Below are 21266 nucleotides of genomic sequence, written 5' to 3' on the forward strand. Positions count from 1 at the left end.
GCTCGCTCGTACTTATGCCCGGGGGTGCGCGAGGCGGTATGTCGCCGTCAGTCGCTCCGCCGAGACGTGGGTGTAGATCTGAGTGGTGCCGAGGCTCGCGTGTCCGAGGATCTCCTGCACGGCGCGGAGGTCGGCGCCGCCGTCGAGGAGGTGTGTCGCGGCAGTGTGACGGAGCGCGTGCGGGCCGACAGTCTCGGCGCCCACCAGCGGCGACAACACCCGCGCGACGAGCTCGTACACGGCCCGCGGCCCGATTCGCGCGCCCCGGGCGCCGAGGAACATGGCCGGGGTCGACGCCGCCCCCCGCGCCACGAGCACCGGGCGCCCGCGCGTCAGGTGCGCCGAGATCGCGTCTCGGGCCGGTCCCCCGAATGGCACGACACGCTCCTTCGACCCTTTGCCGAGCACGCGCGCGGTGCCGCGGTCGAGGTCGATGTCATCGACATCCAGCCCGCACAGCTCCGAGACGCGGATGCCGGCGCCGTAGAGCAGCTCGAGCATCGCGTGATCCCGCAGTGCGAGGGGGTCCCCGTCCGCGGCGTGAGCCCGGTGCTCCTCGAGGAGCCCGGACATGGTGTCGCGCGAGGCGACGGTGGGAAGCGACCGCCCGCGTTTGGGAGCGATGAGGCGCAGGCTCGGGTCATGCTCGATGAGCTCGCTCTCGTGCGCCCACCGGAAGAAAGAACGCGCAGTGGCGGCACGCCGAGCGAGCGTCGCCCGGGCGTCGCCGCGCTGAGTCGCCTGCCATAACCATTCGCGGAGCGTCTCGAGATCGACGGCATCCAGTGCGACATCGCCGGCGGCACGCTCGAGATCGGCCAGGTCCGAGCGGTAGGCGCGCGCGGTGGCCGGCGACAGACGCCGCACCTGCTGCAGGTGTTCGACGAACGCGTGCGTGGCTGCCCCGAGTTGCATGCTCACAGCTTGCAACGGATACGTCGGCTCCGGGTCACGCCCCGCCGTTGCCGGCGTGCGGTCGCGTCGAGAACGATGGCACGACCGCGTCTCACCGCACCGCCGAACGCCGCCAGCCCTCCCTCACGCGACGGACGACGCCCTCGAGTTCGAGCAGGCCGAGCCCCGACAGAACGGCCGTGGTCGACAGTCCGGACCGACGCGCCAGCTCCGCCACCGACACTGAGGTACGCGTGCTCATCGCGTCGAGCAGCCGTGCGCGTTCCGGATCGAGGCTCTCAGCGGCGGGGACGCTCGCCGGTGCTCCCCCGCACAGTTCCCGCACATCGCTGGACGACGTCACGCAGACCGCGTCATACTCCCGCAGCAGGCGGTGGCACCCTGCTGAGGTCGCCGACGTCACCGGCCCGGGCACGGCGCCAAGCGGTCGGCCCAGCGTCGACGCGTGGCCGGCGGTGTTGAGCGATCCGCTACGCCATCCGGCTTCCACCACCACCGTCGCGTCGCCGAGCGCGGCGATCAGTCTGTTCCGCGAGAGGAACCTCCACTTTGTCGGTGCGGCGCCGCAGGGCAGTTCGCTGACGACGGCCCCGTGGTCGACCACCCGCCTCAGAAGCTGCGCGTGACCCGCCGGATACGCGCGGTCGACGCCGCCCGCGAGGAACGCGACCGTGGGTCCTCCCACCCCGAGGGCAGCGCGGTGAGCGGCGCCGTCGATCCCGTACGCGCCGCCGGAGACGATCACGGTTCCGGTGTCGGCCAGGTCTCCGGCGATCTCTGACGCGAGCAGGTCGCCATACGCGGTCGAGGCCCGCGCTCCGACGATTGAGAGGTGCTGTCCTTCGCCGACCAGGCGAGAGTCGCCGCGGACCCAGAGCGCTCCGGGAGCATTGATACCGAGGTCGTCGAGCGCCGTGGGCCAGTGCGCATCGCCGGGGATCAGCAGCGTGGCGTCGACCTCACCGGCGCCGCGGAGAGCGTCGTGAACGCCTTGCGCCGACGCCCGGGGTCGCCACCGTGCGCGCGCCTCACTGAGCGCACGCGTCGAGCGAGCCGACGACGAGGGAGGAATGAGCAGCCCACGCCGGTCATCGACGCCGACGCGCAGCGCCTCGGCCGCTCCCAACTCACTGATGAGCGCTCCGGCGACCCCGTCGCCCGGCTCGGCGAGCACACTCCATGCTGCCCGTGCGATCGCATCGGTCACGTCGTCGGCGGCGGGTCGCAACGCTCTCGCCGCGGCGACGATGTCGGCGTCTTCCGTCAGAACATCGATCATGCCGTGCCCGCCCGTCGGAGGTGCAGAGCGCGCCCGACGTCATCGAGTCCGGGGCGCTCGCGCTCCCCCAGATCCGCCATCGTCCACGCGAGTCGCAGGACCCGGTCGTACCCGCGAAGTGTGAGCAGTCCTCGCTCGAGGGCTCTGTCCAGCGGCGCGCGATGGGCGGCGGCCAATCGCAGCGCGCCCTGCCGCATCCATGCACCGGGAATGTCGGCGTTGCGCTGCCAGGGCGTCGCTCGCCAGCGCTCCGCTGCTCGCGCACGCGCCAGCCGCACGCGCTCGGCCGCGGCCTCCGTCGTCACCGGAGACCCGCCTCCAGCCATGGCGGTGCGCGCAGACACCCGAGCCACCTGCAGATCGATGTCGATCCGATCACGCAAGGGACCGGAGAGTCGCGTGGCGTAACGCCGGATTGCCACGGGCGGGCAGACGCACTCCGCCCCGCGCACTCCGTAGTTGCCGCACGGGCACGGATTCATGGCGAGAACGAGCTGGAACCGCGCAGGGAAGCGAGCCGTGAAGCCTGCTCTGTGCACCTCGATCGATCCGGATTCGAGCGGCTGGCGCAGGGCATCCAGGGCGACTCGCGAGAACTCCGCAGCCTCGTCGAGAAACAGCACGCCGCGGTGTGCGCGTGCGATGGCGCCCGGGCGCGCCGTCCGGGAGCCGCCGCCGACGAGCGACGCCACGGATGCACTGTGGTGCGGCGACTCCAGCGGGGGCCGCGGGTCGAGGTGCACCGGAGCTCCCCCGCTGAGTGAGCGCACGGCCGCCACTTCGAGGGCGCCGTCGTCGCTGAGCCGTGGCAGGATTCCGGGCAGGCGGCGGGCGAGCATCGTCTTGCCTGCTCCCGGAGGTCCGCTCAGCAGCATGTGGTGTCCACCCGCGGCCGCCGCGATGAGCGCCTCGACGGCTTCCTCCTGCCCGACCACATCTGCCAGATCGAGCGGCTCGTGCTGTGGTTCGTCGTCAGCAGCGGAGGTCACGACGTCGACGTCGGGAACCTCGACGTCCGCGCGGTGCCACACCGCGACCTCTGCGAGTGATGCGGCCGCGCGCACCTCCACCCCGGGCACGAGACGGGCCTCCTCCTCGTTCGCCTTCGGAACGATCACTCGCTGGAACCCCGCCTTCGCGGCGGCGAACACCGCGGGAAGGACCCCCGGCACGGGACGCAGTCGGCCGTCGAGTCCGAGCTCTCCGATGTGCACGGTGCCGGCGATCGAGCGCCCGCTGAGGGCGCCGCCCGCGGCGAGTGTCGAGACGGCGATGCTCAGGTCGAACCCCGCACCCTGCTTCGGCAGGCTGGCCGGGGACAGGTTCACGGTCAGGCGTCGCCGCGGCAGATCCAGGCCGGAGTTCTTACAGGCGTTGTGCACGCGCTGCACCGCCTCGCCGAGCGACTTGTCAGGGAGACCGATGATGTGGAAATCAGGGGTCTGGTTCGACAGATCCGCTTCGACCTCCACCATATGGCCGTCCACCCCGGTGAGCGCGACCGCCCAGGTGCGCGCGGTGCTCACGCGATGTCCTCGAGGTGCTCGACCACGGCGGACGCCGGGTTCGGACCGGTGATGCCGATGATCTCGAGACGGAGCACCAGCCCTCGCGCCTGATCCGGATGCGCCTCCCGCCACGCGTACCCGAGCTTCCACAGACGACGGCGTTTGCGTTCGTCGACCGCCTCGAACGGATGCCCGAAGGCGTCCGATCTGCGGGTCTTGACCTCGATCACGCACAGGTGCGCGTCGCACATCGCCACGATGTCGATCTCGCCCTGATCGCACCGCCAATTGCGATCCAGCACCACATACCCGAGCGCAGTCAGATACCGTGCTGCCCGCTCTTCACCTGCACGTCCGAGGAGATCTTTCGCTGCCATGAGGTCAGCATCTCAACGCCCCGACCCGTCACACGAAGGCGATCGGGCGGCATCACGGCAACCGCGGAGAACTCCGCGGCATCACCGTCTGTGGAGAACAACCGGATGGCGGCCGGTCACTCGCCGTCGAGAGACAGCTCCTGCGGCAGTTCGAACTCGCGCCGCTGCAGTTCTTCGACGTTGACGTCCTTGAACGTGAGCACGCGCACCGCCTTGACGAAGCGGTCGGCGCGGTAGATGTCCCACACCCAGACATCGGTCATCGAGATCTCGAAGTAGAAGTCGTGTTCGGTGTCGCGACGGACGACGTTGACTTCGTTCGCGAGGTAGAAGCGACGTTCGGTCTCGACGACGTACTGGAACTGCGACACGACATCCCGGTACTCCCGGAACAGCGCCAGCTCGAGTTCGCGGTCGTAGTCGTCGAAGGCTTCCTCATCCATGATGACTCCATCCTAGAGTCGCCGCGACACGATGCCGCACTCAGAAGAGAGTGGGTGCGTCCGTGATGGCCCACGACGACCGGTGGAAAGGCGACAGCCCGCGCTCCCGGATCGCCTCGCGATGCTCGAGGCTGGCGTATCCCTTGTTGCGATTCCATTGGTACGCGGGGTGATCGACGTGCAGCTCGGCCATGTAGGTGTCGCGTGCGACCTTGGCGATCACCGACGCGGCGGAGACCGAGGCGCAGTCGCGGTCCGCCTTGATCACCGGGCGCACCCGGAGCGCTCCGGGATGCACGGCTGACACGTAGTCGTGGTTCCCGTCCAGCAGCACCACCGCGTCCTCGGTGGAGACACCCTGCGCCATGACGCCCAGGACCGCCCGCGATGCCGCGAGTCCGAGTGCGCGCATGATGCCGATCTCGTCGACCTCCGCAGCGCTCGCCCACCCCACCGACGACGCCTGCACCCAGGCCGCGGCGCGGGACGCCACGTCCGGGCGGCGCTTCTCGGTCACGAGCTTCGAATCACGCAGTCCTTCAGGCACGCGGCGGCGGGCGCCCGCGGCATCCATCACGGCGGCGCCGACGGCGACCGGGCCGGCAAGGGCACCGCGTCCGACCTCATCGAGGGAGATGATCAGAGCGCATTCCCCCAGCAGCCGGCGCTCCAGGGTCAGCTTCGGCGCGATCACGGTCATTCCGGATCCGGCACGCCGTTGAACGTCTGGTGGTGGCCGTCGATCGCGCCCACGCGATCCAGTGGCCACGTGGTCAGGAATGCCTTGCCCACGATGTTCGCGATCGGCACGAAGCCCCCGCTGGGAAGGTCCTGATGCGCACGGGCGTCACGCGAGCGATCGCGGTTGTCGCCCAGCAGCCACACCGACCCCTCGGGGACCACGACGTCGAAGGGCTCGTTCGACGCGGCCGTGTCGCCGTCGGGCAGGTTCAAGTAGCCCAGCTCGTCGATGGGCGCGCCGTTGACGGTGATCTGTCCGAGGGCGTTGCAGCACACCACATGATCGCCGGGGAGTCCGATGACGCGCTTGACGAGGTGGTCCTGCGAGTCGGATGCGGAGATCCCGACGAAGTTCAGCACCCAGTCGATCGCCTCGGTGAGCGGCGGACCGGCGGGCGTCTGCGGCATGGCGTCGAGCCACCCGCCTGGATCCTTGAACACCACGACGTCGCCGCGCTCGTAGCTCGACCAGCGCGGCGTCAGCTCGTCGACGAGGATGCGGTCGTTGACCAGGAGCGTCCGCTCCATCGAGGCCGACGGGATGTAGAAGGATCGGACCACGAAGGTCTTCACGACGAAGGAGACCACCGCGGCGATCACCACGATCACCAGGACATCCCGGAGGAAGATGAGGAGACCTCGGCGGCGTCGCGACGTGGAAACCGCCGGAGAGTCAGTCGTCATCAGGTTCCTTCGAGATCAAGCACCGCAAGAAGGGCGGCCGTAGTCAAGGTTCGCACACGGCGGAGAGAACACAGCACCCCGGGACATCGTGTCCCGGGGTGCTGTGGAGAACCTGCGCGTCAGCGGTCGCGCTTCTCCTTGATCTTGGCCTTCTTGCCGCGAAGCTGGCGGAGGTAGTAGAGCTTCGCGCGACGCACGTCACCGCGGGTGACGACCTCGATGTGGTCGATCACCGGCGAGTGCACCGGGAAGGTACGCTCGACGCCCACCTGGAAGCTGATCTTGCGGACGCAGAACGTCTCGCGCACGCTGTCGCCCTGGCGGCCGATGACGACGCCCTGGAAGACCTGGATACGAGAGCGGGTGCCCTCGGTGATGTTGACGTGCACCTTGACGGTGTCACCCGGGAAGAAGTCCGGAATGTCTGTACGAAGGGAAGCCGCGTCTACGGCGTCGAGGATCTGCATGATCATCTCTCTCTGCACTCGCCACAGGTCGGATGCGTGATGGAAGGAACGAAAAGGTGTGTGTGCCGAACGGCGCTGATGCGACCGCGGGCTCCCCTGTGGCAGAGCGGATCACGGCACAAACATCCATTCTGCCACGGATGGGAGCCGCGGCCAAAACGGCATAGTCAGAGTCGGGTGTCGTCCTCGCGCACCACGATGACCTCTGGGGTCCGGGTCCTCGGATTCTCATCCCCGGCCTGCGGGATGGTCTGCCAGGTGATGGTCTCGCGCAGGCGCACTCCGCTTCCCTTGGCCTCGTTCCACAACTGCCAGAACTGCAGCCAGAACAGGCCGATCCCGACCACGATCGCTGCGGTGAGCAGCCATCCGAAAGCGCCGTCGATGAAGAATCCCACCGCGATCGTGAGACCGTGCCAGAGCGCGAACCCTGCGACGTCCCACCACGAGACCGCACGCTCGGAACGCACAGACGGCCGCGAACGGGTGAGCAGCGTCAGCAGGAGCTGGCCCACCAGGACGGAGGGGATGGCGATGAAGAGCACCCAGAGGATCGCCCACCCTCCCTGGAACACGGCCCATCCGATGAACAGCCAGAGGGGCAGCAGGAACGCCGCCGGAAGAAGCCAGCGGAAGAACGCCTGTCGCAGCCACATGGCTCGATCGTACGGCGCTCCCCTGCGCGACGCCCCGATGTTCGCTGTGAGCGCGCGGCATCTGAGGCGGCGTTCATCGGAGAGAATGGAGAGGACGGAAGGACACCGATGATCGAACTGCGCACCCCCGCCGAGATCGAAGAGATGCGCGCGGCAGGACGCTTCGTGGCCGAGACACTCGCGACGCTGCGTGCCGACACGAAGGTGGGAACGAACCTGCTGTCGATCGATCGTCGCGCGCACGAGCTGATCCGCAAGGCCGGCGCGGAGTCCTGCTACATCGACTACCACCCGTCGTTCGGGGCGAGCCCCTTCGGCAAGGTGATCTGCACCTCCATCAATGACGCCGTCCTGCATGGACTCCCCCACGACTACACCCTCCGCGATGGCGACCTGGTGTCGCTCGACTTCGCGGTCTCGGTCGACGGCTGGGTCGCGGACTCCGCCGTCTCCTTCGTCGTGGGCACCGCTCGAGACGAGGATCTCCGGCTGATCGACACGACGAAGCGCGCTCTCGACGCCGCGATCGGTTCCGCGGTCGTCGGCAACAGGATCGGCGACATCTCGGCATCAGTCGCCGCGGTCGCCCACGGCGAGGGCTACTCGATCAACACGGACTTCGGCGGTCACGGCGTGGGGCGCACCATGCACGGCGATCCGCACGTGCCGAACGACGGTCGCCCCGGCCGCGGTTTCCCGCTGCGCGACGGCCTCGTGCTCGCGCTGGAGCCCTGGTTCCTCGCCACGACCGACGAGCTCGTCACCGATCCCGACGGCTGGACCCTGCGCAGCGCCGACGGGTCTCGAGGCGCGCACTCCGAGCACACCGTCGCGATCACGGCCGACGGCCCCATCGTCCTGACCGACAGATCGTTCCTCGGCGTCGACTGACCTGGGGACGCGGATCCACCGGTCCTCAGTCGGGCTCGAGCACGCGCTCCCACGAGGCGACCGGGCCCTCGACCACGGTGAAGAGCGGGTGGGGTACGGGGAGGACGACCCCGCTCCAGCGCTCCAGGAGATGGGGGTTGCGAACGCGCAGCTTGCCGCGCAGGTGCGCCCATTCGAGTTCGAGCTGCCCGGTCGTCACCGGGATCAGCTCCATCGCCGTCGACGAGGCATCGTCGATGCGTATCCGGTCGAATCGATATCCCCGCGCGTCGGCCTCGACCGCGACTTCCTCGAGGTAACGACCGATCGCCGCCACAGGCGCGCTGACCGAACGGAACCGCTCCAGCTGCGGGTGAGCCACGTAGCCCTTCGTCCTCCCGGCGAGCACCGCCTGGGCGAGCAGCGTCTCCCGCCAGCACGCGACGAGTCCTTGACGATCGAGATAGCGCGGATGCAGCGACCAGACCCTCATGCCCGGCGATACACGAACACGTCGGTCACCTGCGGCAGATCGAGCTCCATCCGTCCCCTCGTGTCGGCGGCATGGTCGAGGACGGATTCGACCTCGGTCAACATGCGAGCGCGTTCGGCCTCGTCGGCGACCAGGAAGGCGCTGACGGTCGTCCAGCGACGCACGTAGTGGGTACGAGCGATGCGCTCGCTCCAGCGCACCTCCTCGTGCCGCACGAACACGAAGCCGGGCAGCTCCTCGACCGCCGTGTCGGTCGTCGTGTCGGACACCCCCACCGCCGGATGCACGATCCGGTGGCACGCGCGGTCCCAGTCGCATGCCGGGTCGGAGTGGTTCCACAGCAGTCCGAGCACGCCGCCGGGGACCAGCGCGCGAGCGATCTCGGCACAGGCCGGGTCGCGATCGAACCAGTGGAACGCCTGTGCCACGGTCACGGCGTCGACGGATTCGTCCGGTACCGGTATGTTCTCGGCCGTTCCGAGACGCGCGTCGACGTCGGGCAGCTTGTCGCGCAGCACCGCCAGCATGCGCTCGGACGGCTCGATTGCGATCACCGCATCCGCCCGCGGCGGGAGGAGTTCGGTGAACTTCCCCGTCCCGACACCCAGGTCCAGGACGGTCTCCACCGGCGCAGGAATGATGATCTCGGCGGCGCGGGGAGGGAACCCAGGACGGTAGCGGTCGTAGTCGTCGCCGATGGTCTCGAACGACCGGGCGAGGGCGTCAGCGGTCATGCTTCGACGCTACCAGCGACTCCGGAGCGCGCGGATCGCGTCACGCCTGGTCAGCGGGCGGCAGGAGATCCGGGCGACGACGCCGCGTGCGCTCGATCTGCTGTTCACGGCGCCAGGCGGCGATCGCGGCGTGGTTGCCGCTCAGGAGGACATCGGGCACCGGATGCTCACGCCAGGTCGAGGGCTTGGTGTACGACGGATACTCGAGGAGTCCGTCCTCGTGCGATTCCTCGACCAGGCTCTCGGGGTTGCCGACGACGCCCGGGATCAGGCGAACGATCGCCTCGATCATCGCCATGGTCGCGACCTCTCCCCCGTTGAGGACGTAGTCGCCGAGGCTGACCAGGCGCACCTCGCCGAGTGTCGCGGCGTAGTCGAACACGCGCTCGTCGATGCCCTCGTAGCGACCACAGCCGAACACCAGGTGCTCGCGCGTGGAGAGTTCTCGGGCGGTCGCCTGGGTGAACACCTCGCCGGCGGGCGACGGGAAGATGATGGTGGGACGAGAGTCGCGACTGAGCTCGTCGAGCGCCAGCGCCCACGGCTCAGGCTTCATCACCATGCCTGCGCCGCCGCCGTAGGGAGTGTCGTCGACCGTGCGATGCCGGTCGACGGTCCAGTCGCGCAGATCGCGCACCCGCAGGTCGAGAATCCCCGCGGTGCGCGCCTTTCCCAGAAGGGAGAGCGTCAATCCGTCGAAATACGACGGGAAGATGGAGACGACGTCGATGCGCACGGGAGCCGTAGCCGCTGTCACTCGGCCGCGTCAGCGTCCGGCGAAGCCTCGTCGGCGGACTCGGACGTGTCGTCCGCGAGGTCCTCGAAGAGCCCGGGCGGAGGCGTCACGATCACGCGGCCGTGAGCAACATCGACGGTCGGAACGATCGCCTTCACGAACGGCACCATGATCTCGCGCTCGCCCGCCTTCACGATCAGCAGGTCCTGCGCAGGAAAGTGCTCCACCCGCATGACCTTGCCGAGGACCGTGTCGTCGCGCACGACGTCGAGCCCCACCAGCTGGTGGTCGAACCATGCGTCGTCCTCGACCTCATCGTCGTCCTGGTCGATCCACAGGATCGCGCGAACGAGGGTCTCGGCGCCGTCACGGTCGTCGACATCGTCGAAGAACACGACGGGGTTGCCGTTCATCACGCGGTACTCACGCACGGTGATGGTCTTGCCATGCCACGGCGATGCCTCCGGCACCTGCAACGTGAACTCGGCCCCGGTGAAGAACCGACGTTCCGGGTTGTCGGTGTACAGCTCCAGCTTGAGCGCGCCCTTGAGGCCATGCGCCTTGACGAGGCGACCGACGCGCAGCTGGTTCTTGCCGTGGGTGCCGTCTTTCTCCACCACGTCAGTCGTCCGCGACGTCGACACGCACGCGGCGTCCGTCGGCGAGGGCTGTGATGAGCGTCCGCAGTGCCTTCGCTGTGCGGCCGCCGCGCCCGATCACACGTCCACGATCATCGGGGTGCACGCGCACCTCGAGGAGATCGCCTCTCGGCGACGTGGATTCGTTGATGCTGACATCCTCCGGGTGATCGACGATCCCCTTGACGATGTGTTCGAGCGCGGCGGCGAGCACGACGGATTACTCTGCGTCGGCGGCGGAAGCCTCAGCGGCCTCCGCGTCGGCGGCCGGAGCCTCCGCAGCGGGAGTCTCCTTCTTCTCGGCCTTGGGCTTCACGACGGACTTCTTGGCGGCGTCGATCTCGAACGGAACCTTGGGCTCCTTGACCTTGAGCGTGGACGTCGCGTCCTTGTCGCCCTTGAACTTGCCCCAGTCGCCGGTGATCTTGAGGATGGCGGCGACCTGCTCGGTCGGCTGCGCGCCGACGGAGAGCCAGTACTGCGCCCGCTCGGAGTCGACCTCGATGAACGAGGGCTCCTCGGTGGGGTGGTACTTGCCGATCTCCTCGATCACGCGACCGTCGCGCTTGGTCTTCGAGTCGGCGACGACGATGCGGTAGTACGGCGCGCGGATCTTGCCCAGGCGCTTGAGACGAATCTTTACAGCCACGATTCTCCTGAATTGTGTGGAAGGAAGGAACTGGTCGCCTGGAGCGTGGGGTGCACACCCGGCGGAAGCTCAGAGGGAGGAAGACTGCTGGATAGAGGGTCGAGCAGGTCGTCCGACCTTCTATTCTGCCAGATGGCGGGGCTGGGCGCGAAACGAGGCGACACGGGGGTTGCTCCGCCGAGGGAAGTGCGTGTCAGACTGTGCTCGTGACGCTCGATTTCGCCCCGTCTGCCCGTTCCACCGTCGGGCTGGAATGGGAGATCATGCTCGCCGATCCGGTGAGCGGTGACCTCGCCGGGCGCGCACCCGAGCTGCTGGCCGCCCTCGAGGCCGAGAGCGCCGAGGAGCGTCACACCGTCACGGGCGAACTGCTGACGAACACCATCGAGGTGACCAGCGGCGTCGGCGACTCGGTGGGGCACGCGGTCGACGACATCGCGCACGCCATCGCGCACGTGCGCGGCGCGACCGATCCTGCCGGGATCGAGCTGCTGTCGGCGGGAAGCCACCCGTTCGCTCAGTGGTACGACCAGGAGGTCACCGACAAGACCCGCTACCACACGCTCATCGAACGGACCCAGTGGTGGGGACGCAACATGATGATCTGGGGCATCCACGTGCACGTCGGCGTGGAGGACGTCCGCAAGGTTTTCCCCATCATCAACGCACTCACCGGATACCTCCCGCACCTGCAGTCCATCGCCGCCTCCAGTCCCTTCTGGGCAGGAGAGCGGACGGGATACGCATCGAACCGAGCACTCGTGTTCCAGCAGCTGCCCACGGCGGGGCTCCCCTGGCCGCTCCAGGACTGGGAGCAGTTCGAGGGGTATCTCTCCGACATGACGAGCACGGGGGTGATGGCCGACGCCTCCGAAGTGCGCTGGGACATCCGCCCGGCCCCGCGCTGGGGCACGATCGAGATCCGCGCCTGCGACGGTGTGTCCACGCTGCCGGAGCTGGCCGCCATCGCCGCCCTGGTACAGGTGCTGGTCGAGCACTTCTCGCGAGAGCTCGACGCGGGCCGTGACCTCGCTCAGATGCCGGCGTGGTTCCACCGCGAGAACAAGTGGCGAGCGGCGCGATACGGGCTCGACGCCCGAGTCATCATCGACGAGAAGGGCTCACAGCGATCGGTGCGCGATCATCTCGCCGAGACGATCGATGAGCTGGCCCCGATCGCCGTCGAGCTGGGATGCGCGCGGGAGTTCGGCAGCATCCACACCACCCTCGCCGACGGCGCAAGCTATGCACGTCAGCTCGCTGTCGCCGATGCATCCGGCGGCGATCTGCGCGCCGTGGTGCACCACCTGATCCGTGAGTTCCGCACCGGCCCGGAATCGTCGACCGGCGACGTGTGACCCTCAGTCCTCGACCAGCTGGCGCGCGAGCCCTTCATCGAGCACCACGTCGGTGATGAGGTCGGCGGCGATCGCTGCCCGCAGGCTCACCAGCTTCGGAATGCCCGACACCACGCACACTCGGCGCGGGACCCGGCGCAGTCGATCGAGCCCCGGCCCGGTCGCCCTGGCGTTGACGCGGATGTCGCGCCATGAGCCGTCCGCTCGGAAGAAGACGGTGGCGACGTCGCCGATGGCGTGGTCCTCCCGCAGGCTCTGGTAGTCGTCCCGTCCCAGATAGCCGCCGACGTAGACCCGGCTGGGGACCTCGGCGGCGGGTGAGCCGAGGCTGAACACCGCGATGTCCATCTTGGACTGCAGATCGAGCACCCGCCGCGTGCTCCGCTCGCGCCACATCGCCTCGCGCGTCGCGGGGTCGTCGAAGAACGCCGGCACCGGGAACTGCTGCACCTGCGCGCCGAACGCGCTACCGAACCGCTGGAGGATGTCGCTCGAATACTCGACACCGCTGGTCTGGGTGTTGCCGGCGCCGTTGAGCTGTACGAAGGTCGTGTTATGCGTCTCTTTCTGCGTGAGCCCGCGACTCACGGCGCTGATGGTCGATCCCCACGCGACGCCGACGATCATGTTCGAGTCCACGAACTGCGACAGCAGGCGTCCGGCCGTGAGCGCGACGCGCTCGAGTCGTTCGACCTCGCTCACGATCTCCGACATGGGCACCACGTGCGCCGCGACCCGGTGACGATCGCGAATGCGCTGCTCCAGGATGCCCAGACGCTCGAGCGGCGAGTTGATGCGGATGTCGACCAGCCCGCTCTCGCGCGCGTAGCTCAGCAACCGCGACACCGACGACCGAGAGGTTCCGAGCTCCTGGGCGATGACCTCCATGGTCTTGTCCTGCATGTAGTAGAGCTGCGCGGCCGTGAGCGCCGCGATCAGCCTCTGGTCGCGGGATTGTGCGCGCGCATCTGGCATGACGACCTCCGCATCCAGCATACTTGCACATATGTGCAACCGACTTGCGCGCAGCCATATACAGGTCGATGCTGAGGGCAAGCAACGAAAAGAGGTCGAGGATGATCGAGTCGACACACTCATCACCCGAACGCGCTGCAGTACGCGCGGTTCGTGAATCCGGACGCACGAGCGTCCTTGTCATCGGCGGCGGGATCAACGGCATCTCGGCGTTCCGTGATCTGGCCCTACAGGGGGTCGATGTCGTTCTCGTCGAACGAGGCGACTTCGCCTCCGGCGCGTCCGCGGCCTCGAGCCACATGATCCACGGCGGCATCCGCTACCTGGAGAACGGCGAGTTCCGCCTGGTCCGCGAGTCCGTGGAAGAGCGCAACGGTCTGCTCAAGATCGCGCCCCACTACGTGAAGCCGCTGCAGACGACGATCCCGATCTACTCCACGTTCTCGGGAATCCTCTCCGCTCCCCTGCGCTTTCTGACGCACAAGAGCGGCAAGGCGCAGGAGCGCGGTGCGTTCCTGATCAAGATCGGCCTGACGATCTACGACACCTTCTCGCGCGACGGCGGCACCGTGCCGCGTCACCGTTTCCTCGGGCGCAAGCGCTCGCTGGCCGAGCTCCCCTCGCTCGACCCGAACATCAAGTACACCGCCACGTACTACGACGCCTCGATGCACGACCCGGAGCGCCTCGCCCTCGATGTCCTGCAGGACGGACTCGCCGCGCACCCCGGCGCGCGTGCGCTCAACTACGTCGAGGCGATTGGCCGCGACGGCGACACCGTGCTGCTGCGCGACCGCGAGAGCGGCACCGAGTTCTCGGTCGCCGCCGACGTGGTCGTCAACACGTCGGGTCCGTGGACCGACCTCACCAACGACGCACTCGGGACCGACACGCGCTTCATGGGCGGCACGAAGGGCTCGCACATCGTGCTCGACCACCCGGAGCTGCTGGAGGCCACGCGGGGACGCGAGATCTTCTTCGAGCACTCCGACGGCCGCATCGTGCTGATCTACCCGCTCAAGGGGCGTGTGCTCGTCGGCACGACCGACATCGACGCGGATCCCGCCGAGATCGCCGTCTGCACGGAAGAGGAGGTCGACTACTTCTTCGATCTCATCCACCACGTCTTCCCGACGATCCCCGTGTCGCGCGATCAGATCGTGTACCGCTTCTCCGGCATCCGCCCGCTCCCCCGTCATGAGGACACAGCTCCGGGATTCGTGTCGCGCGACTACCGCATCGAGGTCGACCGGACCGGATCGGTACCGCTGGTCAGCCTGGTCGGCGGGAAGTGGACCACCTTCCGCGCTCTGGGCGAATCGCTGTCGGACGTCGTGCTGGACCTTGTGGACCGCACGCGCACCGTCTCGACCTCCGGTCGGGCGATCGGTGGCGGACGCGACTTCCCGCGCACCGAGAAGGCGAAGCGCGTCTGGATCAAGGAGTACCTGCCCGGGGCCGACGAGCGTGCCGAGAAACTGCTCGCCCGCTACGGCACCCGCGCCGCCCAGGTGTGGGAGCACATCCACCAGGGCGAGGACGCCCCGCTGGCTGACGGCGACCTGTCGACGCGCGAGCTCCAGTGGATGGTCCAGAACGAGATGGTCACGCGCCTGCAGGACGTCGTCCTGCGCCGCACCAGCATCGCCTTCATCGGAAACGCCGACACCGATGTGCTCGACGAGATCGCCGATGCACTGGCACCGCTGCTGGGCTGGGACCGCGACCGTCACGACGCCGAGCTCGACCAGACTCGAGAACTCCTCAACGAGAGGCATGGACTCCACCTCTCCTCCCGCACCCGCGGCTGACGAGGGTTCCGACCGTCGCCCTCCTCGCGACGCATTCCCAATGAAGGGTCAGGGCAGAGGGGCCCTGACCCGTGAGAAAGGTCAATGAAGACATGGCTGATGTCAATCTCGGTCTCTACTTCCTGTCGGAGTTGGTGGGCACAGCGATGCTCATCATTCTCGGATGCGGTGTAGTGGCCAACGTCGCGCTCGCCAAGAACAAGGGCTTCGGCGGCGGCTTCCTGATGGTCAACTGGGGCTGGGGACTCGCGGTGTTCGCCGGTGTCCTGGTGTCCGCCTACTCCGGTGCCATCCTGAACCCCGCCGTCGGTATCGGACTGCTGATCTCGGGAACCATCGACTTCCCGATGTTCCTGGTCGCGACCGGCGCAGAGCTGCTCGGTGCCATCATCGGAGCCATCGTGGTGTGGCTCGCCTACAAGCAGCACTTCGACGAGGAGCCGGACGCCGCGAACAAGCTCGGCGTGTTCTCCACCGGCCCCTCCATCCGCTCCTACGGCTGGAACCTCGTCACTGAGATCATCGGCACCTTCGTGCTGGTGTTCGTGATCCTCGCGTTCGCGGACTACGGCGACGTCGAGGTCGGCACGCCCGGGGGCCTCGGCCCGCTCACGGCTCTTCCTGTCGCCCTCCTCGTGGTCGCCATCGGCGCATCGCTCGGCGGACCGACCGGTTACGCCATCAACCCTGCCCGTGACCTCGGCCCGCGTATCGCTCACGCGATCCTGCCGATCAAGGGCAAGGGCTCGAGCGACTGGTCGTACTCATGGGTCCCCGTGGTGGGTCCGCTCATCGGCGGCGCCATCGCCGCCCTCGCGGCGCCCGTCCTGCTGCACCTCGCCTGACCCACCTGAATTCAAAGGAGAACACCAATGGCTGACTACATCATCGCCATCGACCAGGGAACCACCTCCAGCCGCGCGATCATCTTCGACAAGAAGGGCAGCATCATCGCGTCGGGCCAGAAGGAGCACGAGCAGATCCTGCCTCGGGCCGGGTGGGTGGAGCACGACGCGTCGGAGATCTGGCGCAACGTGCAGGAGGTCATCGGTCTGGCACTGAGCCGTGCCGACCTCACGCGCCATGACATCGCCGCGGTGGGCATCACCAACCAGCGCGAGACCGCGGTCGTCTGGGACAAGACGACCGGCAAGCCGGTGTACAACGCGATCGTCTGGCAGGACACGCGCACGCAGGAGATCGTCGACCGCCTGGCTGCCGACGGCGGCGGCGACCGCTTCAAGGACATCGTCGGGCTCCCGCTTGCGACGTACTTCTCGGGAACGAAGATCTCGTGGATCCTCGAGAACGTCGAGGGCGCCCGCGAGAAGGCGGAGGCCGGCGATCTGGTCTTCGGCACCACCGACTGCTGGGTTCTCTGGAACCTCACCGGCGGCGTCGACGGCGGCGTGCACGCGACCGACGTGACCAACGCCTCGCGCACCATGTTCATGGATCTCGAGACGCTCGAGTGGCGCGACGACATCCTCGAGGTATTCGGCGTGCCGCGTTCGATGATGCCGGAGATCCGGTCGTCGTCCGAGGTCTACGGCGCTGCGGAGGACTCCTCGCTGCTGCGCGAGACGCCCATCGCCGGCATCCTCGGAGACCAGCAGGCGGCGACCTTCGGTCAGGCGGCCTTCAAGACCGGTGAGAGCAAGAACACCTACGGCACGGGCTGCTTCCTGATCTTCAACACGGGCGAAGAGATCGTGCGCTCGAAGAACGGTCTGCTCACCACCGTCGGGTACAAGCTCGGCGACGGCCCGACCCACTACGCGCTGGAGGGCTCCATCGCCGTCACGGGATCGCTGATCCAGTGGCTGCGGGACCAGCTGGGCATCATCTCCTCGGCGCCCGAGGTCGAGCAGTTGGCCGAGCAGGTCGACGACAACGGCGGCGTGTACATCGTTCCGGCGTTCTCCGGTCTGTTCGCCCCGTACTGGCGTCCGGACGCCCGCGGTGCGATCGTGGGTCTGACCCGCTACGCGAACAAGAACCACATCGCTCGCGCCGCTCTCGAGGCCGTCGCGTTCCAGACCCGTGACGTGCTCGACGCCGTGAACGCCGATGCGGGTGTCGACCTCACGGAGCTCAAGGTCGACGGCGGCATGGTCGCCAACGACGCGCTGATGCAGTTCCAGGCGGATGTGCTGGGCGTGCCGGTCGTCCGACCGGTTGTCGCCGAGACGACCGCGCTCGGGGCGGCCTACGCCGCCGGTCTCGCCGTCGGCTTCTGGAGCGGTCTCGACGACCTCGCCTCCAACTGGCAGGAAGACCGTCGCTGGGAGCCGTCGATGGAAGACGGAGAACGTGACCGTCAGCTGCGTCTGTGGCGCAAGGCTGTCTCGAAGTCGATGGACTGGATCGACGAAGACGTGAAGTAGTCGGTCTGCTCAACCAGACGAGGCGGGTCCGGAGTGCTACTCCGGGCCCGCCTCTTCGTGTTCGGCATGGGTCATCGCGAGCACCTCGAGGAATGTCCGGGTGACGGTGCGGGGCGCGCTGGCGCTCCACGCGACATGCTCCCGCCGGATCGGGCCGTCCTGCAGTGCGACGGAGACGACCCGCGCCACCGAACGCGAGACCACGTCAGGCGCGAGCAGAGTCACCGCCAGACCCGCAGCCACGAGACTGAGGATCAGCTCGGCCGAATCCGCTTCGAAGGCGACGTCGCGTTCCACGTGCGCCCTGGCAAACGCGTCGTCGCTCTGTGAGCGACCGGACGTCCCCGCAGGGAAGTCGGCGAACGTCATCCCGGCGAGATCGTGCAGCCTGACCGACGGAGCACCGGTCAGCGGGTGTCCTTCCGGAAGAACAGCGACGAGACGTTCGGCGGAGAGTTCGCGCGATGCCACGCCGTTCGGGCGCACGTCCTCTCGCAGACCGAGCAGCGCCACGTCGAGATCATCTCGCCGCACCTGCCCCATGAGCGAATCGCTGTTTCCGACGCGCAGCTCCACCCGCGCCGCGGGGTGCCTCGCGCGGTAGGCCGCGAGGACCAGCGGAACATCGACTGCGGCGACCGTGGGGATGACGCCGATGCGCAGAGTGCCCACGATGTCGCCGGCCGCCGCCGCCGCGTGCTCCTTCGCCTGCTCAGCCGCCCGAAGCGCGGCCCGGGCGTGCGGCACGAAGGCCTCGCCAGCCTCGGTCAGGCGGACGCTGCGGCTGGAGCGCGCGAACAGCCGCTGCCCGAGCTCGCGCTCGAGCGCCGCGATCTGGTGGCTCAGTGCGGACTGCGTCACGTGGCACCGCTCGGCCGCGCGAGTGAAGCTCAATGCCGATGCCACTTCGACGGCATAGCGCAACTGCTGGAGTTCCATGACTTCATGATGCAGCGTCATGGATGGCATGACAAGCATGCGTTGGACTCATCGGCGAGGCAGGACGAGTCTGAACACATGACCCGCCTCACTGTCATCCTGCTGACCGCTCTGGCCCCCATCGCGTGGGGGACGACGTACCTGGTGACCACCGAACTCCTGCCTGCGGGTCATCCGCTCTTCGCCGCGCTCCTGCGCTCTCTCCCTGCGGGCCTGCTCGCCCTCGCTCTCGGTCGCCGTCTGCCGCGTGGGGCATGGTGGGGCAAGTCGCTGGCACTGGGCGCACTGAACATCGGGGCGTTCTTCCCTCTGCTCTTTCTCGCGGCGGAGCGGCTGCCCGGCGGGGTCGCGGCGGCGGTCGGCGGCGCGCAGCCCCTGATCGTCCTCGGCCTCGGCGCCCTCGTGCTGAACGAGCGGATCCGTCCGGCGACCGCGGTGGCAGCGGTGGCCGGCGCGGGCGGCGTGGCTCTCGTGGTTCTCGGGCCGGCCGCGGGGTTCGACCTCTGGGGAATCCTCGCCGCCGTCGGAGGCGTCTCGGCGACCGGAGTGGGGATGATCCTGACGAAGCGTTGGGGGCGGCCGGCGAACGCCGGCCCCGTCTCCTATGCCGGCTGGCAGCTCACCGCGGGCGGCGTCCTGCTGCTGCCGCTGACGTTCGTCCTCGAAGGAGCGCCACCGGCGTCGATCGATCTCGGCGCGGTGCTCGGATACGTCTGGCTCGGGACCGTCGGCGGGCTCCTCGCCTACACGCTGTGGTTCCGCGGCATCCAGCAGTTGCCCGTGATCGCACCGGGGCTGCTCGCGCTGCTCTCCCCCATCGTCGCGACCGCTCTGGGCGCTCTCGTCGTGGGCGAGGCCTTCACGCCTGTACAGGCGATCGGGTTCGTAATCACACTCGGCGCGCTCATCGCAGGGCAGTTCCTGACGGCACGCGCCAGAGCATCCGGTCGTCCCGCCGACGTGCCGAGCGCACCCCTCGTGAACGACCGGCGATGACCGCGATCAGTTCTTGCCGAAGAGCTTCTGGATCTCTGCCAGCTCCGCCTCGGTGGGTGCGGCTTTGCCGCCGCCGCCCAGGCCGAAACCGGAACCGGTGGGGGCCGCCGTCGCCGCGATTCCGGCGTTCTCGGCAGCGCGCTTCGCCGGGTTGCCGGAGCGCGATCCGGAGGAGGACTTGCCCTTCTTGCCGCGCTTCGACGAGGCGCCGGGACGCCCCATGCCGGGCACGGGCCCCATGCCGGGAATGTTCGGCGTGCCACCGCGAGCGACGGTCTTCATCATCTTCGCCGCCTGCTCGAACCGCTGCACCAGCTGGTTCACATCGGTGACGGTCATGCCGGATCCCCGAGCGATGCGCAGACGACGCGAGCCGTTGAGCACCTTGGGGTTGCGACGCTCACCCGGGGTCATCGAGCGGATGATCGCCTCGGTGCGGTCGATCTCCCGCTCGTCGAAGTCGTCGAGCTGCTGCTTCATCTGGCCCATGCCGGGCAGCATGCCCAGCATCTTCTTCATCGAGCCCATCTTCTTCATCTGCTGAAGCTGGTCGAGGAAGTCCTCCAGCGTGAAGGACTCGGTCGCCAGCTTCTCGGCCATCTTCGTGGCCTCTTCCTCGTCGAAGGCCTGCTGGGCCTGCTCGATGAGGGTGAGGATGTCGCCGAGGTCGAGGATGCGACTGGCCATGCGATCGGGGTAGAACGGCTCGAGATCCTCGAGGCGCTCTCCGGTCGAGGCGAAGATGATGGGGCGACCCGTGACAGAAGCGACCGACAGCGCCGCGCCACCGCGGGCGTCTCCGTCGAGCTTCGACAGGACGACTCCGGTGAAGTCGACGCCCTCCTGGAAGGCCTTGGCGGTGTTCACCGCGTCCTGACCGATCATCGCGTCGATGACGAAGAGCACCTCGTCCGGGTCGACGGCCTTGCGGATGTCGGAGGCCTGCTTCATGAGCTCGGCATCGACACCGAGGCGTCCGGCCGTGTCGATGATGACGACGTCGTGCTGCTGGCGGCGCGCATGCTCGACGCCGTCGCGCGAGACCTTGACCGGGTCTCCGACGCCGTTGCCGGGCTCGGGCGCGTAGACGGTGGCACCCGCCTGCTGGGCGACGACCTGAAGCTGGTTCACGGCATTCGGACGCTGCAGGTCGGCGGCGACGAGCAGCGGGGTGTGGCCCTCGCTCTCGAGCTGCTTGGCCAGCTTTCCGGCGAAGGTCGTCTTTCCCGAGCCCTGGAGACCCGCCAGCATGATGACGGTCGGCGCCGTCTTGGCGAACCGCAGACGACGCTGCTCGCCTCCGAGGATCTGCACCAGTTCTTCGTTGACGATCTGGACGACCTGCTGGGCCGGGTTGAGCGCCTTGCTGACCTCGTCGCCGAGGGCACGCTCGCGGACCTTGGCCGTGAAGTCCTTGACGACGACGAGCGCGACGTCGGCGTCGAGCAGAGCACGGCGGATCTCGCGGACCGTGCCGTCGACGTCGGCCGCGGTGAGCTTTCCCTTCGTGCGCAGATTGCGGAAGGTCTCGGTGAGCCGGTCGGAGAGCGTGCCAAAGGTAGCCATGGTGCTGTCGATTCTACGCGAGACCGCCGCTGTCAGTGGCGCAG

At 68.2% G+C, this 21266-nt stretch carries 24 protein-coding genes; 6 read left to right on the forward strand and 18 right to left on the reverse strand.

All coding sequences use genetic code 11. The annotated features are described in order from the left end of the window. Positions 1-12: 12 nt before the first annotated feature. The 9 genes from AC2D10_RS03330 to AC2D10_RS03370 form a co-directional block, all read right to left on the reverse strand. Complete coding sequence (locus AC2D10_RS03330) at positions 13-915, reverse strand: tyrosine recombinase XerC (RefSeq protein WP_484710444.1); 903 nt, start codon at positions 913-915, stop codon at positions 13-15. A 91-nt stretch (positions 916-1006) separates the two neighbouring features. Further along, the gene (gene dprA / locus AC2D10_RS03335; protein ID WP_484710445.1) at positions 1007-2194 is read right to left on the reverse strand and encodes a DNA-processing protein DprA; all 1188 of its coding nucleotides are present in this window, start codon (positions 2192-2194) and stop codon (positions 1007-1009) included. Next, entirely contained in the window at positions 2191-3720 is a 1530-nt protein-coding gene (locus tag AC2D10_RS03340; RefSeq protein ID WP_484710446.1) for a YifB family Mg chelatase-like AAA ATPase, read from the reverse strand. Before AC2D10_RS03340 ends, dprA begins: the two co-directional genes overlap by 4 nt. Further along, positions 3717-4079 (reverse strand): YraN family protein, encoded by a 363-nt coding sequence (locus tag AC2D10_RS03345; RefSeq protein ID WP_484710448.1) that lies wholly within the window; start codon positions 4077-4079, stop codon positions 3717-3719. The genes AC2D10_RS03340 and AC2D10_RS03345 overlap by 4 nt, the downstream gene beginning before the upstream one ends. Positions 4080-4195: 116 nt before the next feature. Then, positions 4196-4522, reverse strand: a complete 327-nt coding sequence (locus AC2D10_RS03350) for a DUF2469 family protein (RefSeq protein WP_017830719.1) — start codon at positions 4520-4522, stop codon at positions 4196-4198. 40 nt (positions 4523-4562) lie between these two features. Next, positions 4563-5222, reverse strand: coding sequence for a ribonuclease HII (locus tag AC2D10_RS03355; protein WP_484710450.1), 660 nt, complete (start codon positions 5220-5222; stop codon positions 4563-4565). Then, entirely contained in the window at positions 5219-5947 is a 729-nt protein-coding gene (gene lepB, locus AC2D10_RS03360; RefSeq protein ID WP_484710451.1) for a signal peptidase I, read from the reverse strand. The genes AC2D10_RS03355 and lepB overlap by 4 nt, the downstream gene beginning before the upstream one ends. A 119-nt stretch (positions 5948-6066) precedes the next feature. Continuing rightward, a complete protein-coding gene (gene rplS / locus AC2D10_RS03365) occupies positions 6067-6414 on the reverse strand; it encodes a 50S ribosomal protein L19 (protein ID WP_484710453.1) in 348 nt (115 codons plus the stop codon). A 167-nt stretch (positions 6415-6581) separates the two neighbouring features. Then, positions 6582-7070, reverse strand: coding sequence for an MFS transporter permease (locus AC2D10_RS03370; RefSeq protein WP_484710454.1), 489 nt, complete (start codon positions 7068-7070; stop codon positions 6582-6584). A gap of 108 nt (positions 7071-7178) precedes the next feature. Here AC2D10_RS03370 and map point away from each other — a divergent pair, with 108 nt between their 5' ends. Continuing rightward, on the forward strand, positions 7179-7961 hold the full coding sequence (gene map / locus AC2D10_RS03375; RefSeq protein ID WP_484710456.1) for a type I methionyl aminopeptidase: 783 nt from the start codon (positions 7179-7181) through the stop codon (positions 7959-7961). Positions 7962-7986: 25 nt separating this feature from the next. On the opposite strand, the gene AC2D10_RS03380 is transcribed toward map, so the two are convergent. Genes AC2D10_RS03380 through rpsP form a run of 6 tightly spaced genes read right to left on the reverse strand, consistent with a single transcriptional unit; the run spans position 7987 to position 11190 of the window. Further along, positions 7987-8433, reverse strand: a complete 447-nt coding sequence (locus tag AC2D10_RS03380) for a pyrimidine dimer DNA glycosylase/endonuclease V (protein WP_484710457.1) — start codon at positions 8431-8433, stop codon at positions 7987-7989. Continuing rightward, positions 8430-9167, reverse strand: coding sequence for a class I SAM-dependent methyltransferase (locus AC2D10_RS03385; protein WP_484710458.1), 738 nt, complete (start codon positions 9165-9167; stop codon positions 8430-8432). The genes AC2D10_RS03380 and AC2D10_RS03385 overlap by 4 nt, the downstream gene beginning before the upstream one ends. A 40-nt stretch (positions 9168-9207) precedes the next feature. Then, entirely contained in the window at positions 9208-9903 is a 696-nt protein-coding gene (gene trmD / locus AC2D10_RS03390; protein ID WP_484711798.1) for a tRNA (guanosine(37)-N1)-methyltransferase TrmD, read from the reverse strand. A gap of 17 nt (positions 9904-9920) precedes the next feature. After that, positions 9921-10523, reverse strand: a complete 603-nt coding sequence (gene rimM / locus AC2D10_RS03395) for a ribosome maturation factor RimM (RefSeq protein WP_484710459.1) — start codon at positions 10521-10523, stop codon at positions 9921-9923. Position 10524: 1 nt separating this feature from the next. After that, positions 10525-10755 (reverse strand): RNA-binding protein, encoded by a 231-nt coding sequence (locus AC2D10_RS03400; protein ID WP_363553403.1) that lies wholly within the window; start codon positions 10753-10755, stop codon positions 10525-10527. A 6-nt stretch (positions 10756-10761) separates the two neighbouring features. Then, positions 10762-11190: a 30S ribosomal protein S16 gene (rpsP, locus tag AC2D10_RS03405; protein WP_484710460.1), complete on the reverse strand. Its 429-nt coding sequence runs from the start codon at positions 11188-11190 to the stop codon at positions 10762-10764. Between the two features lie 206 nt (positions 11191-11396). Here rpsP and AC2D10_RS03410 point away from each other — a divergent pair, with 206 nt between their 5' ends. After that, positions 11397-12548, forward strand: coding sequence for a glutamate--cysteine ligase (locus AC2D10_RS03410; RefSeq protein ID WP_484710461.1), 1152 nt, complete (start codon positions 11397-11399; stop codon positions 12546-12548). A gap of 3 nt (positions 12549-12551) precedes the next feature. On the opposite strand, the gene AC2D10_RS03415 is transcribed toward AC2D10_RS03410, so the two are convergent. Continuing rightward, entirely contained in the window at positions 12552-13523 is a 972-nt protein-coding gene (locus AC2D10_RS03415) for a sugar-binding transcriptional regulator (RefSeq protein ID WP_484710462.1), read from the reverse strand. Between the two features lie 101 nt (positions 13524-13624). Here AC2D10_RS03415 and AC2D10_RS03420 point away from each other — a divergent pair, with 101 nt between their 5' ends. The 3 genes from AC2D10_RS03420 to glpK all read left to right on the forward strand — a co-directional run bounded on the left by AC2D10_RS03420 (position 13625) and on the right by glpK (position 17721). Next, positions 13625-15334, forward strand: coding sequence for a glycerol-3-phosphate dehydrogenase/oxidase (locus AC2D10_RS03420; RefSeq protein WP_484710463.1), 1710 nt, complete (start codon positions 13625-13627; stop codon positions 15332-15334). Between the two features lie 92 nt (positions 15335-15426). Next, positions 15427-16179: an MIP/aquaporin family protein gene (locus tag AC2D10_RS03425; protein WP_484710464.1), complete on the forward strand. Its 753-nt coding sequence runs from the start codon at positions 15427-15429 to the stop codon at positions 16177-16179. A gap of 27 nt (positions 16180-16206) precedes the next feature. Then, the gene (glpK, locus tag AC2D10_RS03430; RefSeq protein WP_484710466.1) at positions 16207-17721 is read left to right on the forward strand and encodes a glycerol kinase GlpK; all 1515 of its coding nucleotides are present in this window, start codon (positions 16207-16209) and stop codon (positions 17719-17721) included. A 36-nt stretch (positions 17722-17757) separates the two neighbouring features. Here glpK and AC2D10_RS03435 read toward each other — a convergent pair whose 3' ends face one another. Beyond that, complete coding sequence (locus AC2D10_RS03435; protein ID WP_484710467.1) at positions 17758-18660, reverse strand: LysR family transcriptional regulator; 903 nt, start codon at positions 18658-18660, stop codon at positions 17758-17760. 78 nt (positions 18661-18738) lie between these two features. Between AC2D10_RS03435 and AC2D10_RS03440 the strand changes: the two genes are divergently transcribed. After that, positions 18739-19656 carry an EamA family transporter gene (locus AC2D10_RS03440; RefSeq protein WP_484710468.1) on the forward strand — a complete coding sequence of 306 codons (918 nt, stop codon included), beginning with the start codon at positions 18739-18741 and terminating at the stop codon, positions 19654-19656. A 6-nt stretch (positions 19657-19662) separates the two neighbouring features. Here AC2D10_RS03440 and ffh read toward each other — a convergent pair whose 3' ends face one another. Next, the gene (gene ffh, locus AC2D10_RS03445; protein WP_484710470.1) at positions 19663-21222 is read right to left on the reverse strand and encodes a signal recognition particle protein; all 1560 of its coding nucleotides are present in this window, start codon (positions 21220-21222) and stop codon (positions 19663-19665) included. Between the last annotated feature and the right edge of the window lie 44 nt (positions 21223-21266).

The organism is Microbacterium sp. PI-SA-G, from assembly GCF_057215335.1.

What these genes read in the sequence shown, in the direction of transcription:
- AC2D10_RS03330 (WP_484710444.1), bottom strand. Translation starts at nt 915, where the DNA reads ATGCAACTCGGGGCAGCCACGCACGCGTTCGTCGAACACCTGCAGCAG.
- dprA (WP_484710445.1), bottom strand. Translation starts at nt 2,194, where the DNA reads ATGATCGATGTTCTGACGGAAGACGCCGACATCGTCGCCGCGGCGAGA.
- AC2D10_RS03345 (WP_484710448.1), bottom strand. Translation starts at nt 4,079, where the DNA reads ATGGCAGCGAAAGATCTCCTCGGACGTGCAGGTGAAGAGCGGGCAGCA.
- AC2D10_RS03350 (WP_017830719.1), bottom strand. Translation starts at nt 4,522, where the DNA reads ATGGATGAGGAAGCCTTCGACGACTACGACCGCGAACTCGAGCTGGCG.
- AC2D10_RS03355 (WP_484710450.1), bottom strand. Translation starts at nt 5,222, where the DNA reads ATGACCGTGATCGCGCCGAAGCTGACCCTGGAGCGCCGGCTGCTGGGG.
- lepB (WP_484710451.1), bottom strand. Translation starts at nt 5,947, where the DNA reads ATGACGACTGACTCTCCGGCGGTTTCCACGTCGCGACGCCGCCGAGGT.
- rplS (WP_484710453.1), bottom strand. Translation starts at nt 6,414, where the DNA reads ATGCAGATCCTCGACGCCGTAGACGCGGCTTCCCTTCGTACAGACATT.
- AC2D10_RS03370 (WP_484710454.1), bottom strand. Translation starts at nt 7,070, where the DNA reads ATGTGGCTGCGACAGGCGTTCTTCCGCTGGCTTCTTCCGGCGGCGTTC.
- map (WP_484710456.1), top strand. Translation starts at nt 7,179, where the DNA reads ATGATCGAACTGCGCACCCCCGCCGAGATCGAAGAGATGCGCGCGGCA.
- AC2D10_RS03380 (WP_484710457.1), bottom strand. Translation starts at nt 8,433, where the DNA reads ATGAGGGTCTGGTCGCTGCATCCGCGCTATCTCGATCGTCAAGGACTC.
- AC2D10_RS03385 (WP_484710458.1), bottom strand. Translation starts at nt 9,167, where the DNA reads ATGACCGCTGACGCCCTCGCCCGGTCGTTCGAGACCATCGGCGACGAC.
- AC2D10_RS03415 (WP_484710462.1), bottom strand. Translation starts at nt 13,523, where the DNA reads ATGCCAGATGCGCGCGCACAATCCCGCGACCAGAGGCTGATCGCGGCG.
- AC2D10_RS03420 (WP_484710463.1), top strand. Translation starts at nt 13,625, where the DNA reads ATGATCGAGTCGACACACTCATCACCCGAACGCGCTGCAGTACGCGCG.
- AC2D10_RS03425 (WP_484710464.1), top strand. Translation starts at nt 15,427, where the DNA reads ATGGCTGATGTCAATCTCGGTCTCTACTTCCTGTCGGAGTTGGTGGGC.
- glpK (WP_484710466.1), top strand. Translation starts at nt 16,207, where the DNA reads ATGGCTGACTACATCATCGCCATCGACCAGGGAACCACCTCCAGCCGC.
- AC2D10_RS03435 (WP_484710467.1), bottom strand. Translation starts at nt 18,660, where the DNA reads ATGGAACTCCAGCAGTTGCGCTATGCCGTCGAAGTGGCATCGGCATTG.
- AC2D10_RS03440 (WP_484710468.1), top strand. Translation starts at nt 18,739, where the DNA reads ATGACCCGCCTCACTGTCATCCTGCTGACCGCTCTGGCCCCCATCGCG.
- ffh (WP_484710470.1), bottom strand. Translation starts at nt 21,222, where the DNA reads ATGGCTACCTTTGGCACGCTCTCCGACCGGCTCACCGAGACCTTCCGC.